We start from the raw sequence: 19,697 nt of genomic DNA, 5'->3' as shown, positions 1-19,697 counted from the left end.
TAATCGGTATGTACGACATTATTAAGAGATATGTTGAAAACGAAAATGAAAATGGCCTTCTCCTTGTTGATATGCCAACTGGATCAGGTAAGACATATTCAGCAATAGAATTTATTTATAACTCTTGTATGAATCCGGATAACAAGGATAGAAAATATATTTTTGTGACAACCCTTAAAAAGAATCTTCCGTACGAAGATCTTCGAAAGAGGTTTATTGAATCTGGAAATGAAGAGTTATGCCAGGAGAAAGTTTTAGTCATTGATTCCAATATGGACAGTGTTGTAGATGGATGGTCAGCAGATGTTGAGAGAGCTATACCATTTGAAATAAAACGCTGTGATGAATATAAAGATTTTCAACGAGACTTGAGCTTTGTTAAGAAGCAGCGAGATGATAAGTCTTCAATGATGAGAGAATTCTTATCGAGCATTGAATCAAATCTCAGAGAAAAAACAGAACCAAGATTTAGAAGACTTGTATCAGATTATCTTGGAAAAGAATATACGACAGTCGAGCAGAGAATATATGCAATTAAGACAGATAAGAGATGGCAATGGTTGGGGAAATTATATCCTGCAGTTTTTACGAAGGATAGACAGGTGTTGCTACTTAGTATGGATAAATTTCTTAGTAGGAATACAACTATCGTGGAACCATCTTATATGTTTTACAATTCAGATGTTATTAAAAATGCAGTTATCTTTATTGATGAGTTTGATGCAACAAAGGATACTATATTAAAGAGAATTATAGATAACGGATTGCATGATAAGGTGAATTATATTGAACTGTTTAAGGATATTTATGCTGCGCTTCATACTGATGAATTTCCAACTGTGCTTACTACACCTTCCAAGGAAAGAATGGAAGGAAAGTATCGTGCGCAAACTTTGGAGTCTGTAGTGGAAGGTATAAAGGAAAAAGCAGATTATATTTACACGACATATTCACTTCAGTTCAAGCATAGAACACTGGGGGAATTATCAGATACATATCAGAATTATTTGTTCCAGGATCATCAGTTTCATTCGATTCTGAATGCGAATAATTCATACATCACGATGCATAGTGATGCCGGCCAAAAAATAAATTCTATAGGATTTTCACAGAAGAAACCAATAAAAGAAAACAATAATATTCAGACTATGTTAGGTCAGCTTCGTGGGTTTATTGCATATTTTCAGGGAGCGGTAAATATTCTATCCATTAATTATATGCAGTGTAAGAAGGAGAGAAGAAAGGAAGGAGAGGATGTTTTCTCCATGGAAGCATCTATCAGATCTGTCCTTGCGCTGTTTAGATTAAGTGACGATAGCATTGATTTTCTTACCACTCAGATTATGATGGCTTCGCATAAAATTAAAGGAGAGATTGAACCCGCTGAATTTGATTTGTCATTTTATGAGAATGGCTTTAGATATTATGCTTTTGAAAATAATACAGAGCATGATATGCAATCTCAGATTATGATGTATTCTTTCCAGACAACTCCGGAGAAAACTCTTTTAAGATACTGTGAGAAAGCAAAAGTAATTGGGATATCTGCGACAGCTACGGTTCCATCAGTTATTGGCAATTATGATATCGATTATCTGAAAAATAAAATGCAGAAAGTGTATGTGGAAACCTCCGCAGAAGAGAAACAGAGATTGGTAGAATCATTTCGTTCTCAGCAAACTGGATATCAAAATATAAATATTAATACAGAGTTGCTTGGCAATAAGAGCAGCTACTCTATGCAATCCTGGGGCGATGTATTCAAGACAGATGAGATTGCCAAAAAGGTCTATGAAAGAATTCAGAGATTATTTGGTGAAGGCGAAGATAAAAATGATTATCGCAAGAAGAGATACCTTCGTGTAGCAATGGCATTTAGAGAGTTTGTTGTTCATGATGATATTTTTTCGTTCCTTTGTGTTCTTAATAAGCATCCTAGATCAAAGGATCGTGATTTGGATAAAGATGTTCTGTTTGAGATTTTTAATCTTATTTCCAAAGAAAATCATTGGAATGGATATGATAATAGAAACACAATAGTCTTTCTTGATGGATCCGAGTATGAAGATAAGAAGAGCAATCTGATTGAACGATTGGCCAGCGGGGAAAAGATTTTTGTTATTTCTGTATATCAGACAATTGGAGCCGGTCAGAATTTGCAGTATCCTGTTCCTGATTTTTTGAGTGATCATGTCGTAAAAATCAATGATAGAAGCCTTAGAAATGAAAAGGATTTTGATGCAATTTATTTGGATAAGCCAACAAACTTGATTGTTCCGCTTAGTGATAATATGGAGGAAGCAGAGTTTGTAAAATATTTGTTCCAAATGGAATTTCTTCAGGAAACATCAGAGGTCTCTGCATATGGAACAATGCTAAATATCAAGAAAGCATTTAAGACTTTTATGATGGGTCATCGTAATGATGATGATTTTGCAAATATATATCAGAAGCAAAGCGTTATGCTTCTCAGCACAAGATATATTATTCAGGCGATTGGTCGTATATGTAGAACAAATCAAAAGAATAAGAATATTTATATTTATGCTGATGACAGTATAGCTGATAGCCTTGATGTATCTGTTGTAAATGGAAGAATATTTAACCCGGAGTTTATTGCATTAGTAGATAAAGTTAAGCAGGTTGGAATCAAGAGTCCAGAGGTAATGTCCTTAGAAGATAGTGCATCACTTAAGGCAGTTCGTGTTAATAAAGAAATTAAGAATATGCTTAATAATGACTGGACTGAGGCTAAGATAAAGAAGTGGAAGGAATTAAGAAGATTAGTACTTACACGTCCTACTGTGTCAGAAGAAGAGGCCAGAAGAAACTTTATTATTAAGAATTTTTATGTTCAGCTACCTACTGCAGGCAATCAATACTTCTATTATCAGCAGGAAGATTATAACAATGTTTCTGTTTCGTTTCGTCAGGATAAGGATCATACAATGAAGGTTTCAGAAGAGGGGACGAAGCTTTCAGATATGCTGCGAATTCCGGGAGTGACTGAATTATTTGTGGCTAATGGATATGCTACTTCTTTTGGGCCTAATGATTATATAATGACACCGCCGCTTTGGAATAATATTTATAAAGGCGCGCTAGGTGAAGTGGTGGGAAAATATCTGTTAGAAAAGAACCTTGGTGTTTCAGTGAAGGAGATAGAGGATCCGTCTTTGTTTGAATTGTTCGATTATGAAATCGAAGGTAGTTCGGTTTATGTTGATTTCAAAAATTGGCATGAGGGTGTAACAGAAGACAAGGATACGGTCTTAAAGAAAGTTTCTGAAAAGGCTAAGAAGTGCGGATGCAAATGCGTTGTTATTGCAAATATTTATGCTGAAGGACAATGGGATATTTCAGATGTGCAGGTGGATGGTATCCGTATTATATCACTCCCTTGTTTGGTTAAAAATACAAATGGGAAACTGTGTTTTGATAAAGAGGCCTGGGACATTTTGAGGAGGTGTGTCGATGAGTTCAAGTATTAAGACGAATCAGCTTGTATGCTTTATTGATAGAAAACAGTTTGCCGATTGCTATGATGTATATTATCTGGAAACTATCGACAAATATATAAAGCGTGGGGCATATATCCTTGATGTCGCAGAATTGGATTATGATATTAAATCCATAAAATTTGAATCAGGTAAGAGGGTTTATTTGTTGTTGCAAAAGAACCCGGACAATAAAGATAAATTGAAAAGCTTATTGCTGGGAATCGAAGATGGAGATAAGTATTCAATTGGGAAAGTTGACGTAAGTGAATTATCAGATGATATTATCGTTCAATTATTATTGAATGCACTGGGTTCCTATGATTCAGAATTCCTTAAGTTCAACAATTTGACCGGACATCTGTATTGTTTTCATACAGATTGGATAAAACATGGCAAAGAGAAAAATGCTGATGTGATATGGAGAGTGCCTTGCCTGGAATTAAGTGTTACAAAAGAGATGTGTCTGAATCTTAATGTAAGGACATTTACTTCAGAACTGCTCCGGAATCGTATTACTTTTACAAAAAAGAAATTCGAAGACTATCCTAAATATGTGTTTGCTGCAAACAATACATTAAGGCGTCGCTTAAAGGATGATAATGAGATCTGCTTCATTATGAGGCAAATAGATGGTACGAAAACAGAAATACCATTTCTTGATTTGCAAAATATAGCGAAGTTTCAACATACAAAAATGGGTGTTTTGAATAGTGTCCTAAATACTTTTAACGAGAAGTACAGTGATATGTGCAAAATAGAATTTGCTTGCAAAGAGATTTCAAGTCGATTGGATTATTCAAAGTCTGTACAGAAAGAAAATGCGAAGAGAATAAAGGATGTATTGGAAGAAAAGGGAGTGCAGCTGATAGACCAGATTGGAGATGAATATTCAGCTATATTTACTGATAATATAAAATCTCTTTTGGAATCAAAGTATGATATCAGGCCTACCATTGGAAAGCGTGTAAGTAAAGATAAACTTAATATCATGATTATTCATAATGCAGAGTATTACAATGGTGTAAATGATCCACATGATAAGGCGTATAAGGATGCTGCAGTTCAACATATAACTTTTGAGGATTTTTCAGATAGTAGTGAGTTTGCAATTGCAACAGTGATTCATGAGATTATTATTAAGAAAGATATTCAAGAGAGAAAGCTTTCTTTATTTGATTGGAGCAAGCTGGGATTTGAGGAGTCGGTATCGTTTGGAATAGAAGCAGAGATTGACGAAATAAAAAGATATTTCTTCATTACAGTGAATCCGGATGGAGATTTTAATATAAAAGAGCAGGAACTTACGCTTTTTGAAATGGATGAATATACTGAGATGGTAGAGATATTTGAACAGGTAAGAACAAACTCAGAAATGGTCAAGGGCGTAATACGATTTGCAGATGGTAGTATTAATGTAATAAAGGACGCGGGAATTTTTACAGTTCCTGAGATAGGTGATATAGCGAAGCTCCTAGATAATGGAGATAACAAGTTTAGAGGAAGAGAGCGTAGAGAGGAATTATTGTCATCGTGTCTGGATATAAAGATGTATGGAGATGACGGGCGTTGCTATTATTTTGTTGGAACTATCGGAGAGGGTATGCGTCAAAATATTCAAAGGGCATGTGTCATAAGAAGTGTGGAAGGATATGCTGGAGCCGAAGTCAAATTTGCACAAATGCTACCAATGATGAATGTAACATTTATTCATAATGGGCAGTTAACTGTGCTGCCATTTCCATTTAAGTATTTAAGAGAATATGTGAATAGTATGTTGTAATTTATGGACCAAGTGGGTAATTATGCCTGCTTGGTTCTTTTTTGCGTTTTGGGCAAAAAAAAGACCAACACAATCAAAAGATGACAAAATACCGCAGAATCAAATTGATTTTATGCCGATTATGGGTTATTATATAAATTAGGGAAATTGCACATATTTCATCTTGAAAGAAAGGGATTGTATGGGATATTTGTCAATAAGTCAAGTGGCTGAAAAATGGGGAATTAAACAAAGAAGAATAAGAGTACTTTGCGCTGAAGGAAGGATTGAAGGAGCTTGCAAAGCGGGTGCATTTTGGTTGATTCCGGAAGATGCTGAGAAGCCAAAAGATGAAAGAATTAAAAGTGGGAAATATATAAAAAATAGCGAGGTTGTTTAATGGGAACAATTATTGAAATAAGCAGGTTGCCGGACGATGCAGCTATGATTTCGAGATTGTTGATATATATGAAAGCAATTCAGAAGATGCATGAACCGAGATCTGTTAGCAAGCCTTTGGCTGAGGCTTTGTTGGCGTGCAAGCCAAATCGACGAAGCATGAAGTTGGAGCAGATATTTAATAATGTACTGGACACGCTTCCAGACGGTGCTGTGATCAAGGACATCGATGTTATGTTCAATCCCGATTACAAAGTAGATGTGCTTAAGATACTTATGGCATCACGAAAACGAAAACGCTACAGCGTAATCTGGCCAGGAAGATGTGAAGAAGGAAAATTAATATATGGCGAGGAAGGATTTCCGGACTATAAGACCTATGATATAGAAAATTATGACATTACGTGTGTGATTGGAGGATATGGCAAATGAAGTATTCCGAGTTAATTAGCTTTAAGCCGATTGAGTCAACCATTCAGCTCTTGGAGACAGCTGATAAGAAGGTGGCTCAGGATATGGTACAGACCTATGTTATGTCTGATACTATGGCAGACAATTTAAAGGCAACTGTAATTGATCAGCTGCAGATGGAAGAGGTTATCGATAACAAGGCAGTTATGATTGTTGGTAACTATGGTACAGGTAAATCACACCTGATGTCTGTTATTGCTGCGATTGCAACAGATGCGGATAATATTGCATTCGTTCAGAATAAAAAGTTCGGAAAGGACATGGAGATTGTTGCCGGCAAGTTTGAAGTACTTCGCCTTAAGGTGGATGGTCTTACAATGCCTCTTCGTGAAGTAATCCTGGCTGAGATTGAGGACGATTTCGCTAACAGAGGAATCGACTATTCGGTACCAAATCTGGATAACGTAAGAGACAATGCCCGTCTTATTAAAGAGGTAATGCAGGCCTTCCAGTCTAAGTATCCTGATAAGGGATATTTGATTGTAATCGACGAGTTGCTTTCATATCTTACATCAAGAGATGAGAGACAGATTGTTCTGGATCTTGCATTCCTTCAGTCTATGGCTGAAATGTGCTCTAAATCCAAGATTCGACTTATCTGTGGTGTTCAGGAAAAAGTATTTGATAATCCGAGATTCAGTTTCGTAAGTGAAACCTTAAAGAAGGTTGGTGATCGTTTTACACAGATTATCATCACTAAGGAAGCTACAGCTTATGTTGTATCCGAACGTATCTTAAAGAAGACTCCAGAGCAGAAGGCTATGATTCGTCAGCATCTTGAGAAGTTCAGCGGACTCTATGCCGGAATGTCTTCTAAGATGGATGATTTTGTGGATTTGTTCCCAATCCATCCTTCATATATTGAAGTGTTTAACAAGATTTATCTGATTGAGAACAGACATATCCTGAAGAATATTTCTTTGACTATTAAGGAAATTTTCAATAAGGAAGTTCCGGCGGATAAGCCAGGAGTTATTTCCTTTGACGATTATTGGCCAGCAATCAAGTCTAACGGCCTGCTGAAGAGCGATGTTACTATCAGTCGTGTTGTTGGTGCCAGCGGGCAGCTGGAGGAGATTGTTAGCCGCTCCTTTACAAAGGCTGCATATAAGCCTATGGCGTTACAGATTATCTATGCCCTGAGTGTACATAGATTGACCACTAATGGCTTGGATGTTCAGTTTGGCCTTACTGCTGAGAATCTTAAGGATGACCTGTGCTTATATCTTCCTATGCCTGAGCAAGATGCAGACTTCCTTCTTGGTGCTGTAAATGCAACCTTAAAGGAAATTATGAAGACTGTTTCCGGTCAGTTTATTATTCATAATGATGCCAATAACCAGTATTACATCGATGTAGATAAGGTTGTTGACTATGATGAACGTATTAAGCAGAAGGCTTCCATGATGGCAGAGGGAGAGCTTAATCGCTATTTCTATACAGTTGTGTATGGCTGTTTAGAGTGGGAAGCTCGTCAGTATGTAAATGGCTTTAATATTTATCAGTATGACTTGAACTGGGATTCTCACAATATCTTCCGTGAAGGATATCTCTTTATGGGACTTCCTGGAGAGAGAAGTACAGCTCAGCCGGAAAGAGATTTCTATATTCACATTATGCCTCCGTTTGGGGATGTTAGTGCTGATACACATAACCTGGATGATGAAGTTTACTTCTATTTCAGAGGAAGTGATGAGTTTAAGGAAATGCTTAGAATGTTTGCGGCAGCAAATGCTCAGGCAGAAATTAGTGAGGGAAAAGACAAGGACGCATATCTCGGAAAAGCACAGATGCTCAAGAAAAAGCTTGTTAAATATCTCAGTGAGAATAAAAACACTTGCTTTAATGTTACCTATAAGTGCGTAATGCATCAGTTGATTGAGGTTCTTAAAGGCAAATACAACAGAGATATGACCTTTAAGGATACTATTGATCTGGCTGCATCAATCAGTTTAGATGAGTACTTTGGAACAATTTATCCTGGATATCCTGTAATGAAAACAAAGATTACAAGAAAGAACCAGGCAGACGCTGTTAGATCTGCTTTTGACCATTTTGCAGGTCGTAAAAATCAGCAGTCTACTCAGATGCTCCAAAGCTTTGGAATCCTTGATGGAGATAAGATTAGACCGGAAGGTTCAAAGTATGCTTCATATTATATCGATATGATTAAGCAGCTTCAGCCTCAGGGAGTACTCAATTATTCTGATATTTTTGAGCCTGCTAATGACGATATGTTCGTGGACAAGAAGTTTAAGATAAATTATCTGTTTACACCGATTGTGTTCCTGTCATTGGTATATGCAGGTTATGCTGTTATTACATTGAAGGATGGCAGTACACTTACTGCATCAAATCTGGACAAGGTTCCTAAGATGAGTGTGTTTGATTTGTATGAATTCAAATATATTTCAAGACCTGCTCAGATTTCTATGGCAGAACTTAAGAAATTGTTTGAAGTATTGGATATCAATCCGGCGCTTCTCGATAATCCTAATGACCGTGAGAAGGGTGTAGCAGAGCTTCTCAAGAAGGCACAGGAGATGTGCAACAATGCAGTTATCCTTGAGAGAAGACTGACTGATGGTTTTGAACTTTGGGGAGAGCCGCTTGCAAATGCACAGCAGGTTAGCATGATGCGTGGTGCATGTACAGCAGTAAAGAATGAATTCAGTAACTACGCAGCGAAGTACAATACGCCTGCTAAGCTGAATAACTTCAGCCTCTCTTATGATGAGGTTGAGGAATTAGGAAAGAAGATAGCACTTCTTAAACTGATTCCTGAATATACAACCTTTAAGACAGACTGTTCTGATATTGTTTCATATATTGCGAATATCGAATTCATCGAGCTTGGTGCGAGCATGAAGTCCGATATCGAAAATGGAAAGGCTGCTTTTCGTGAGATAAGAGACAGCATCATGGATGGTACTCTTGGTGATGCTGCAGCTCAGAAGGTAGTTGCTAAGCTGGAGAAGATTAAGGATAAATACATCGATATTTATTTCGAGGAGCATAAGAAAAAGAGACTCGGAATTGACGATGCAAAGCGCAGAGGAAAAATCCAGGAAAGCGCAGCTCTTGGCAATCTTCGTAAACTCCGTGGTATTGAAATTCTGTCATCAGCTAAGCTTGGAGAATTAGAACAAGATATGGCTGGACTTAAGGTATGCTATGAGTTAACGCCTACAGAGTTAAAGACAAGTCCTATCTGCCCTCATTGCCGTTACAGCCTGGAAGACAAGGCAAAGAATGTAATGGGTCAGTTAGACAGCCTGGAAATCAGAATTGATGACATGGTATCCGAATGGACAAAGATGCTCCTGGATACTATTTCTGATCCAATTGTCCTTGATCAGAAGAAGTTCCTTAAGGCTCAAGAAGCTCAGGCGATTGATGAGTTTGTTGCATCTGGAAGCTTGCCAAAGAAGGTTGATGATTTCTTTGTAAAGAGTATCAATGCATTACTTAAGGGATTTGAGCCGGTTGTGATTGATACAGATGATCTCATCAAAAAACTGGAAGAAATGCCGCCAATGGATGAGGCTTCTTTCAAGGCGAAGGTAAATGAAATCGTATCTGCGTATACAAAGGGAAAGGATACAAGCAAACTTCGTATCGTTGTAAAGAGAAGAGAAAGCGAGGAATAATATATGGAATCAAGAAAACTAACTAGTGCAGATCTTGATAAAATACGTGGAATCGAAGGTTTCCCGGATGCTACTGATGAAGACATTATTGCTTTAGCATCGGCTCCTTTTTATACACCATGCCCTAATCCATTTATTGAGGAGTTTGTTGAGGAGTATGGAACAAGATATGTAGAAGAGGATGATGATTATGATCGAGAACCGTTTACATCAGATGTAAGCGAAGGAAAATATGATCCAATATACAAATTACATCCATATCATACAAAAGTTCCTCACAAGGCTATCATGAAGTATATTCTTCATTATACAAAGCCAGGTGATTTGGTATTTGACGGGTTCTGTGGCACAGGACAGACAGGCGTTGCCGCTGCATTGTGTGGCAGTGACGATGGAATCTTAAAGGCAGAGCTTATGGCGCAAATGAAAGGCGCGGAATGGGGGGAACGTAGGGCAATTATTAGTGACTTGGCTCCTGCAGCAACCTTTATTGCGCAAAATTATTGTAATCCGATAAGCGATATGAATAAGTTCTCTGTTTATGCTGAAGAAGTCCTGAAACAGTGCAAGTCAGAGTGTTCTTGGATGTATGAGACTAATCATGAGGGTAGCGGGTTTATTCCACAGAAGGGTTTCATAAATTATACAATTTGGTCAGATGTGTTTATTTGTCCACATTGTGGAAAAGAACTTGTTTTTTGGGATGTTGCTGTTGATTATGATGCAGGTAAAGTTCGTGATAAATTCAAATGTGACTCTTGTGGATCATTGTTAAAAAAATCTGATTGTTCGAGAGCTAAGATCAGAGAGTTTGATGAGGGATTACAAGAAATTTGTGAATTTTCAAAGCAAGTGCCGGTTAGGATAAATTATTCAGTCGGAACAAAAAGGTTCGAAAAGAGACCCGATGAAACAGACTTAGAGACGATGAGAAAAATCGCTGACTTTAAAATTCCGTATAAGTATCCTACAGACCCACTTCCGACCGGATATAATACAGAACAGCCTAAAAACTCTCATGGTCTGACGCATGTTCATCATTTTTATACTAAGAGAAATCTAATTGCTTTAGCTTGTTTTTATGACAAAATATCGATGGCTGAACCGATGGGCTTTGCTTTAACAAAGATTGCTGGACATATAACAAAGCAGTACAGACTTACCTATATGAATGGGTGTTGGGGAGCCGGTGGCGGTCCTATGTCAGGAACATTATATATTCCATCACTTGTTAAGGAATTGAATATGTTGTCTTTTATTGAGGAAGCAGTAAAGACTCAATACAAGAGACAGTACAAAAAGGGAACTGTCTGTGTAACTACTCAATCTACAACAGATATGAGGCAGGTACCAAATAACAGTATTGATTATATTTTTACTGATCCTCCATTTGGTCAGAATTTAATGTATTCAGAATTGAACTATATATGGGAATCATGGCTTAAAGTAAAAACAAATAACGTGTCTGAAGCCATTATGAATGATTCGCAAGGAAAGGGGCTTTTGGAATACCAAGGGTTAATGACTAAATGTTTTTCTGAATATTATAGGATTTTAAAACCTGGAAGATGGATGACTGTTGAATTCCATAATTCAAAAAATGCTGTTTGGAACGCTATTCAGGAAAGCTTGCTTCGTGCTGGATTCATTATCGCTGATATTAGAACGTTGGACAAAAAGCATAATAGTTTTAAGCAGGTAGTATCGAGTGTAACAATTAAGCAGGATTTGATTATTTCGGCTTATAAGCCAAGAGAATCCCTTAAAGAGGATATGTTATCGAAGGCTGGAAGCGAAGATACTGCATGGGCTTTTGTAAGAGAGCATTTATCAAAACTTCCGGTTGTAGTTCAGAAGAATGAAATGATAGAAGTTATAAGCGAGAGACAGTCTTTCTTGTTATGGGACAGAATGGTTGCTTACCATATCATGCAGGGGATTCCGGTTCCAGTGGATGCGACAGACTTTTATAAAGGATTAGATGAACATTTCTTGAAACGTGATGATATGTATTTCTTAGCAGATCAGGTCAATGAATATGATACTGCAAGAATAAAGTCTGAAGTTGAGAATATTCAATTTAGTTTATTTGTAACGAATGAAAAAACAGCAATTGCTTGGCTGTACCAACAGTTAAGTGATAGCTACGGTGGACCTAAGACCTATGCTGAAATACAACCATTATTTATGCAAGAGGTTAAAGCCGTTGATAAATACGAAGATATGCCAGAATTACAGACTATTTTAGAAGAAAACTTCTTGCAGGATGAAAAAGGTCGATGGTATATCCCGGATATCACCAAAGAAGGTGATGTGACTAAGTTGCGTGAAAAGAATTTGCTTAAAGAGTTTGAGGGATATCTTGCATCTAAAGGTAAATTAAAGCTATTCCGTTCAGAAGCTATTAGGGTTGGATTTTCTAAACTTTGGAAGGAAAAGAACTATAAGGCAATCGTTGAACTTGCAGACAGACTTCCAGAAGCAACAGTTCAGGAAGATCCTAATATTCTGATGTATTACGATATCAGTTTGAGCAGAGTTTAAGATTTGGAGGAGATAACAGTGTTAGAAACCGGTGATTTTGCGTTCGATTCGGTTACCGGTGCCAATGTACAAGTTCTTGAAAGGATTGAAGCCTGGGGATATACATCATATCGGGTTTTCAATCCTTCAACAGGGATTGTATATAAGGCTACGGAAGAACAGCTGAATAAAGATGGCGGCACGAATACATATGATGAAAATTATCTGCGGTATGTAACGCTGTTATCTAAGATAAAAAATGAGACAGCAGGTGGATTACTGTCTTCCTTAGCAAGCGGTGTAATTCCGCTTCCACACCAGTTACATGTACTTAATCGTGCAATGGAAAGCAATAATATCAGATACATTCTGGCTGATGAGGTTGGTCTTGGAAAGACTATTGAAGCCGGAATGGTTATCAAAGAATTGAAGGCAAGAGGACTTGTGAAACGTGTCCTGGTTGTGTGTCCTACAGGCTTGGTTACACAGTGGGCATCAGAAATGCAGGAGAAATTTCATGAGAAGTTCAATGTCATTTTGCCTTCAGACTATGATACTATCCGCAGGCTGACTGATAATGAAGATGTTTATGGACAGTATGATCAGGTTATATCTCCGATGGATTCCATCAAGCCTATTGAAAAGCATGCTGGATGGACGGCGGAAAAGGTTGAGAAATATAACGAAGAAAGAATCTATTCGATTATAAATAGCGGATGGGATTTGATAATTATCGATGAGGCCCATCGTGTAGCTGGTTCTTCCGGAGAGGTTGCAAGATACAAGCTTGGATATTTGCTGTCACAGGCAAGTCCGTATCTTCTTCTGTTATCTGCTACGCCTCACAATGGAAAGACAGAGCCTTTCTTAAGGTTGGTAAGACTGCTCGATGAAGAAGCCTTCCCGAATGCAAAGTCAATCGTTAAGGAGCAGGTCGCTCCATATCTTATCAGAACCGAAAAGAGGGAAGCTATCGATAATAATGGTAACAAGCTGTTTAAGAACAGAGTGACTCATTTGGTATCCCTTAACTGGGATGAGAGACATACTTTGCAGCGTGAATTATATGAGCTGGTTACAGATTATGTTTCGAAGACCTATAACAAGGCATTAAGAAATCGCAAGAAGAATATGTGCTTAATCTTCTTGCTGATTATCATGCAGAGAATGGTTACTAGTAGTACTGCAGCTGTTAGACAGAGCCTGGAACGCCGTTTGCTTGCCTTAAAAACACAGAGTACACACCTTGGTAATTTGACCGAAGAAGACTTGGCGGAACTTGATATTGAGGACGGTGTTGAAGAGGCTTTGGAGGCTATTTCGCTTGATATGGAAGCAGAGATTGCGGAATTGGAGCTTATCATTTCTGTTGCGAAACAGGCAGAGTTTCAGCATCCAGATGTTAAGGTGGAACATCTTACCAATACAATAGATGCACTTCAGTCAGAAGATCCTAGCCAGAAGATAATTATCTTTACTGAGTTTGTTGCAACACAGAAGTATTTGCAGAAGTTGCTTGTAAATAAAGGCTATACAGTCACCATCTTAAACGGTGGCATGAGCATAGATGAAAGAAATGAGGCTCTCAGAGAATTCAGAGAAAAGACCAGTATCTTTATTTCTACTGATGCCGGTGGAGAAGGTTTGAACCTTCAGTTCTCAAATATCATCATCAATTATGACTTGCCTTGGAACCCGATGAAGATTGAGCAGCGTTGTGGTCGTGCTGATCGTATCGGTCAGAAGAGAGATGTCCATATTTACAATTTCATTATTACAGACACGGTTGAGAATCGTGTTCGTGATGTATTGGAAGAAAAGCTGTCTGTTATCTTACAGGAGATGGGCGTAGATAAATATTCAGATGTGTTGGATAGTGAAGTGGCTGAATGCGACTTTACTGATGCCTACATGAACACTATTGCGAAGCCTTATAAGATGGAAGAAAGCATCAAGCCAATTGAGACTGAGATGCGGCAGCAGTTAAAGTACTCCAGAGAGTATAAGGATGTTATCAGAGAAGAGAAGGATCTTACTGAATTGGTTGGTCAGGAATCCAACTTTGATGTTGATGCAGCCCTTCGTCTTATGCTTGCTTATTATGATGGCTGGCAGGGCGTAGAGTCTACTTTGATTGACCGCATCGGAATGACTGATGCAGAGATTACAAGGCATCTTAAGACGGATATTATTCAGGATAAGTTTTCACCTATTTTATCCGTTGGCATCAAAGATTTTCCAAATGAAGCAGGCTATTTTATGCTTTGGGAATTATCCATTTCTGATGATGAAAGTAATCAGAGAGTTATTCCTGTATTTGTGAATGAATCCTTTGTGCTTAGACCGATGGCTGGAAAGCGAATTATGGAACAGTTTTTAGACGCACATTCCAGACTTACTGTTAAAACAGTTTCTAATCTTTCATCAGAGGATTATCAGAGACTTGAGAAGATGAGCATGGATTTTGCTTATGATTCATTTGTTGAATTAAAAGAAAAGAAATTACAGAAGAACCAGGAAAGCTATAACAAGTATAAATATGCGTTGCAGTTAAGAACAGAGGCTGCGGATCATATTGGAATTGAAAATATTAGGAAGTCACGTCTGACTCGTTTAGAGAAAGAGCGCGAAGAAATAGAAAGGGCTTTTGAAAAAGGGAAGCAGGTATATCCTGATTTCCGATTAGCATTACTGGTTAGATTGGAGGCGTAGATATGTTTGCAGATCTGCTGTATGAAAAATCCTCAGCAGCCTATGAAAAACATGTCCTTCTTATCGAAGAGGACTCTTTAGAGGATAAAACAGAATACTGCGCCTATTTTGCTGGAAAGGGCTTTCAGATTATTCACTATGAGAATGATTTGGTCTATCGAGTAAAGTATGAGGACATTGTAAAGTCTGGTGATTCCCAGATACTTATGATCGCAGCACCAGGAACATATATCCCTTATGATGTCCAAAAGTGCTTTAGAGTTTATAAGGTTAGCATTGCAAATCTATTTCCGAAGATAAATGCTTCGGTTGTGAAGAAAACACAGGAGCTTAATTATGATTTGCTTTGTATGGCGTATAAAAAGAATTTTTCTGACTTGACGGACGCTGAGGATACAAAGGAGTTCCTTGAAGAAATAGTCTATGGAAAGAGCAATATCAGAGAATATGTGAAATTGCTCTGCAAACAGTTAAAAGCTGCCGTGAATGAAGCGAAGACTTATAAGGATTGGTTTGCAATTGCAGAGCTGAAATCCGAAATTCATGTGCTGTCAGAACAGTACAGAATCCCGGTGGATATAGAAGATGCCAATCTCTCTTTCGTGGATTTTATTTTAAAGAGTTTTGGAAAACTGTCTGTTGAGATGAATCCTTCAGCACCGGTGCTCGTAAGCCGGGCGATGGAATATATTACTGACCATAGCAAGAAATTCGTATTTATTGTTATGGACGGTATGTCTGAGTTTGACTGGCGTATTATATCAAAGTCATTTTCTGGTATTCATTATGAAAAAGCTCAATCAATGGCGATGATTCCTACGGTAACTTCTATATCAAGACAGTGTTTGCTGTCGAATAAGTTTCCAAAGGAACTGGAGAATCCTTGGAGCCAGAGCAAAGAAAAGAAGGAATTCATCGAATGTGCTAAGAACCTTGGTTTTACAGAGGCGCAGATTGGTTACGAGAGAGGTTATGATGCTGATTTTGGTCCAGCTGTAAAATGTGCAGCTATTATCATCAATGACGTGGATGATATGGTTCACGGACAGCTGCAAGGCAGACTCGGGATGTATAACGATATCAAGGTCTTGGCTGATCAGCATAAGCTTGTAGATACTGTAAGAAGAATGCTTGCCCAGGGCTTTGATGTTTATATTAGCGCTGATCACGGCAACACACCTTGTACCGGTATGGGTAAGCTGATGAAGACAGGCGTTGAAACAGAAACAAAGAGCCGAAGAATGATTGTTCTTAAGGACTTTGCCAATAAGGATGGTCTGTTAGAAAAATATGAGAATCTGATTGAATATCCAGGATACTATCTGGATAAACAATTTGATTACTTGATTTGTGGTGTTGGAGAATCCTTTGATGCCAAAGGTGATGAAGTGATGAGTCACGGAGGAATTACTATCGATGAGGTGATTGTTCCGTTTATCAAGATAAAGGCGGTGGATAATAATGGCTAAAATGGTTGGATATGCGTGCAGTATACGATTACCTTGGTTAAACAAGGCAGTGCAGATGCTGGAGGAAAATCTTCCTGAAGCTGAATATAAAGAAAAAATGAATGAGTATCTTTCCTTTGAGATAGATAGTCCTACAAGACTTAGAAAGACCAGAGAGATTCTGATGAATGTTTGGTATTATCCATCAGAGGAGCTTGATGCAACAAGAACAGAGGCAAGAACTTTATTGGATAAATACCCGGAGCAGTCTGCAGCAATTCAGTACTGTATGCTGTGTCTTACATATCCTGTTTTTGCGGATGTATGTAAGATTATGGGCAAGCTCTTTGAGTTCCAGGAAGAAGTTACAAATCCTGCGCTTAAGCAAAAGCTTTATGATGATTGGGGAGAAAGAGGAACTCTTGAAGCTACTACGAGAAGAATCACATTGACACTTAAGGAGATGGATATTCTTCGCAATGAAACCAAGACAAGATATATTCTTCATAAGATTCCGGTTCAGACGGAGGCGGTGCTTAATTTTGTGATTACTCAGGGAATGAAGTTGGATGGAAGCAGTTACTATTCCTATACAGAACTTGGTAATCTTTATATTCTGTTTCCGTTTAAGTACCAGGTTAGTAAAGAGATGTTGATGAATGAAGACCGATATACTATGACTGGGTTCGGTGGCGAAGTGTCCTTTACTCTGAAGGAGTAATTCGCGTGGAGTACATAAAAGGGACTTTTTTAAGAGAACAAAAGACAAGGTTTCTGTGCGATGTTGTTGTTGATAACAAAGATGTAGAATGCTATATCCCTGTTTCTTGTAAAATTAGTAAGCTGGTTGATTTGACCGGTAAAGAGGTTGTACTTCAACCTGTAGAGAATATAAATGCTCGAACCAAGTTTTCCGTGTATGCGGCCAGACTTGGAAAATATTACGTTCTTCTTAATCTGGCAGAGGCTAATCGTGTACTGGAAGCTCAACTGCAAAGAAGATATTTTTCTTTCTTAGGAAAGCGAAAGAAGATATATAGAGAAAAGGTAATAGAAGGTTATAAGACGGATTTATACATAGACGATACCAATACACTTATTGAGGTAAAGACACTGCTTTCCTTTGATGAGGAAGGCAAATTTCCTTCAATGACGTCAGTAAGAGCAGAACAACAACTGGAAAAGCTATCAGAGCTTTTAGACAAAGGATATAAGGTCATCTACATAGTTATGTCCTTGAATCCAAAAGTGAAATCAATAGTATTAAATAATGACTATGGGAGATATTGTCAGTTGTTTAGAGCTTGTCTGGATAAAGGAATGAAAGTTAAAGGTTTTTCGATTCGATTAAAGGATATGAGGCCAGAAATCTATAGTAGAATTAATTTTTATGAAAAACAGTAAGAAAGTGTGGTGTGCTTGTGGCATCAAAAAATACGTTTTCACTAGATGGGAATACTATTACCATTAATCGTGATGGATGGGAGTCGTTAGCCTTTGCAACATATCGAGAAGATTATTATGCTGAATTGACAAAGTATACATGGTCTCTTAATGATAAGGGATATCCGACAAATGCAACTTTAGGTGGTTTGCATCGATACATGGTTTCTAAATGGTATGGACAAGATGTGCTTGAGAAACTGACTGCCAAAGGATATGTTGTAGACCATATGAATAATAATCATATGGATTGCAGGATAAGTAATCTTGAATTTTTAAAACACAATAGAAATGTTGCTAAGGGAATGTATTTGGATAAGGAAAGTAAGCAGTTAGAACATCGTATTGCGATATCCTTGTTTAAAGATTTTGACACTGGCTGTTATCAAATCACGATTGGTTGTAATGATACGATTGTAACAAAGGATGCAAATGGGCAGGAGCATTACATAAATGCAATTAAGCTTTTGTATAATTGTGATTATTCGTTGGTGATTTTAGATGCTGAGTCTATTTTAACTCAATATGAGGAAAGTAATGGATTCTCCTTAAATGGCCTTCGCTACTGTGATAAGCGAATTATAGAAGCTCCGGCTATAGTATTAACTGAGGAAGAAAAAAATCAGCCTTTTGTCATTAGAGACGGAGTAACATATTTAGTAATAGGAAATGGAAAATCATTTATTAGTTCTGTCCATTATGATGAAGGGTGGATTCCTCCGAACTAAAGAATTTAATTGAAATTATTACAAAATTGTAAATAGTCTGAACAGTAAATAGAGGATAGATTTTATGGAGGCACTGCTTATGGCAGAAGAAAAGACAAAACAAGATAAAAAAGGTCGCCTTTTAGCGCTTAGAGATTACCTATATAAGTATACTGATGAGCAACATCCAGTATCAACGCAGGAACTTATAGACGAGATGACTCGTCAGGGTTATCCCGGAAATCGTAAGACCATTAAGGATGACATTGATGTCCTTAATAAATTTGGTATGGATATTATTACAAATGTTTCTAGAGGAAATTCATTTTATATGGCTTCTAGGGAATTTGAAATACCGGAGTTGAAACTTCTCGTGGATGCAGTATCTTCATCAAGATTTATTAGTGCTGCTAGAAGCGAGCAATTAATTGGAAAGCTGACAGCTATGGCCAGCGAATACGAAAAGGAGCAGATTACTCCAAGAATATTCACCGGAGATAGAATCAAAGCTAATAATCCGCATCTTTATTATGTTGTAGATATGCTTATACAGGCTATTCAGAATAAGAAAAAGGTTCGTTTTCAGTATGGAGAATTTGATGCTGATAAGCATAAGGTTCTGAGAAATGATGGAGAGATTTACATTAACAGTCCATATGGCTGTCTATGGAATGATGATTTCTATTATTTGGTTGGATATTCGGAGAAACGCGAAAAGGTTGTTACCTTCCGTGTGGATCGTATTGTTGATCTGGAAATAATGGATGATGATATTATTCCGGAACCAGCAGACTTTGATATGTCTGATTATGCAAAGATTGTTATCGAGATGTTTGATGGGGAACCACAGGAAGTGGAGCTCCTGTGTGATAATGAACTTATGAAGAGCGTTATTGATAAGTTTGGTGAAAACATTAAAACGGAGCGTGTTTCAGATGAACAGTTCAAGGCTGTTGTAAATGTATCTACTAGTAAGACTTTTTATGCATGGTGTTTTAGATTTGCTGAGCAGATGAAGATTGTTGGTCCGGAAAATGTAAAAAACACATACATCGAGATGGCGAGAAGTGTCATTGGATAAAAAT

The 19,697-nt window shown here is 37.6% G+C and carries 12 protein-coding genes; all 12 read left to right on the top strand.

The annotated features are described in order from the left end of the window. The first annotated feature begins 8 nt into the window (after window positions 1–8). The 12 genes from FYJ59_RS11225 (at window position 9) to FYJ59_RS11170 (ending at window position 19,693) form a co-directional block, all read left to right on the top strand. Window positions 9–3,491: a hypothetical protein gene (locus FYJ59_RS11225; RefSeq protein ID WP_154497282.1), complete on the top strand. Its 3,483-nt coding sequence runs from the start codon at window positions 9–11 to the stop codon at window positions 3,489–3,491. Further along, a complete protein-coding gene (locus FYJ59_RS11220; RefSeq protein WP_154497280.1) occupies window positions 3,475–5,280 on the top strand; it encodes a hypothetical protein in 1,806 nt (601 codons plus the stop codon). The genes FYJ59_RS11225 and FYJ59_RS11220 overlap by 17 nt, the downstream gene beginning before the upstream one ends. 181 nt (window positions 5,281–5,461) lie before the next feature. Next, complete coding sequence (locus FYJ59_RS11215; RefSeq protein WP_154497278.1) at window positions 5,462–5,659, top strand: helix-turn-helix domain-containing protein; 198 nt, start codon at window positions 5,462–5,464, stop codon at window positions 5,657–5,659. Beyond that, a complete protein-coding gene (brxF, locus tag FYJ59_RS11210; RefSeq protein WP_154497274.1) occupies window positions 5,659–6,090 on the top strand; it encodes a BREX-3 system P-loop-containing protein BrxF in 432 nt (143 codons plus the stop codon). Before FYJ59_RS11215 ends, brxF begins: the two co-directional genes overlap by 1 nt. Further along, entirely contained in the window at window positions 6,087–9,779 is a 3,693-nt protein-coding gene (locus FYJ59_RS11205; RefSeq protein WP_205839527.1) for a DUF6079 family protein, read from the top strand. The genes brxF and FYJ59_RS11205 overlap by 4 nt, the downstream gene beginning before the upstream one ends. A 3-nt stretch (window positions 9,780–9,782) precedes the next feature. Continuing rightward, window positions 9,783–12,323, top strand: coding sequence for a DNA methyltransferase (locus FYJ59_RS11200; RefSeq protein ID WP_154497271.1), 2,541 nt, complete (start codon window positions 9,783–9,785; stop codon window positions 12,321–12,323). An 18-nt stretch (window positions 12,324–12,341) separates the two neighbouring features. Then, window positions 12,342–15,014: a DEAD/DEAH box helicase gene (locus tag FYJ59_RS11195; RefSeq protein WP_328597235.1), complete on the top strand. Its 2,673-nt coding sequence runs from the start codon at window positions 12,342–12,344 to the stop codon at window positions 15,012–15,014. A gap of 2 nt (window positions 15,015–15,016) precedes the next feature. Next, the gene (locus tag FYJ59_RS11190; RefSeq protein WP_154497268.1) at window positions 15,017–16,483 is read left to right on the top strand and encodes a PglZ domain-containing protein; all 1,467 of its coding nucleotides are present in this window, start codon (window positions 15,017–15,019) and stop codon (window positions 16,481–16,483) included. Window positions 16,484–16,538: 55 nt separating this feature from the next. Next, window positions 16,539–17,183 (top strand): hypothetical protein, encoded by a 645-nt coding sequence (locus FYJ59_RS11185; RefSeq protein WP_154497267.1) that lies wholly within the window; start codon window positions 16,539–16,541, stop codon window positions 17,181–17,183. A gap of 5 nt (window positions 17,184–17,188) precedes the next feature. After that, entirely contained in the window at window positions 17,189–17,866 is a 678-nt protein-coding gene (locus FYJ59_RS11180; protein ID WP_154497265.1) for a DNA/RNA nuclease SfsA, read from the top strand. Between the two features lie 17 nt (window positions 17,867–17,883). Beyond that, the gene (locus FYJ59_RS11175) at window positions 17,884–18,633 is read left to right on the top strand and encodes an HNH endonuclease (RefSeq protein WP_154497263.1); all 750 of its coding nucleotides are present in this window, start codon (window positions 17,884–17,886) and stop codon (window positions 18,631–18,633) included. 79 nt (window positions 18,634–18,712) lie between these two features. Then, window positions 18,713–19,693, top strand: a complete 981-nt coding sequence (locus tag FYJ59_RS11170) for a helix-turn-helix transcriptional regulator (protein ID WP_205839526.1) — start codon at window positions 18,713–18,715, stop codon at window positions 19,691–19,693. The last annotated feature ends 4 nt before the right edge of the window (window positions 19,694–19,697 follow it).

The organism is Waltera intestinalis (assembly GCF_009695995.1).
Classification (GTDB): domain Bacteria; phylum Bacillota; class Clostridia; order Lachnospirales; family Lachnospiraceae; genus Acetatifactor; species Acetatifactor intestinalis.
Note: the sequence above shows the minus strand (reverse complement) of the source record. Positions and strands in the feature narration are given on the sequence as shown.

Excerpts from the sequence above, each read along its gene's own strand:
- FYJ59_RS11225 (WP_154497282.1), top strand. The coding sequence starts at position 9 with ATGTACGACATTATTAAGAGATATGTTGAAAACGAAAATGAAAATGGC.
- FYJ59_RS11220 (WP_154497280.1), top strand. The coding sequence starts at position 3,475 with ATGAGTTCAAGTATTAAGACGAATCAGCTTGTATGCTTTATTGATAGA.
- FYJ59_RS11215 (WP_154497278.1), top strand. The coding sequence starts at position 5,462 with ATGGGATATTTGTCAATAAGTCAAGTGGCTGAAAAATGGGGAATTAAA.
- brxF (WP_154497274.1), top strand. The coding sequence starts at position 5,659 with ATGGGAACAATTATTGAAATAAGCAGGTTGCCGGACGATGCAGCTATG.
- FYJ59_RS11205 (WP_205839527.1), top strand. The coding sequence starts at position 6,087 with ATGAAGTATTCCGAGTTAATTAGCTTTAAGCCGATTGAGTCAACCATT.
- FYJ59_RS11200 (WP_154497271.1), top strand. The coding sequence starts at position 9,783 with ATGGAATCAAGAAAACTAACTAGTGCAGATCTTGATAAAATACGTGGA.
- FYJ59_RS11190 (WP_154497268.1), top strand. The coding sequence starts at position 15,017 with ATGTTTGCAGATCTGCTGTATGAAAAATCCTCAGCAGCCTATGAAAAA.
- FYJ59_RS11185 (WP_154497267.1), top strand. The coding sequence starts at position 16,539 with ATGCTGGAGGAAAATCTTCCTGAAGCTGAATATAAAGAAAAAATGAAT.
- FYJ59_RS11170 (WP_205839526.1), top strand. The coding sequence starts at position 18,713 with ATGGCAGAAGAAAAGACAAAACAAGATAAAAAAGGTCGCCTTTTAGCG.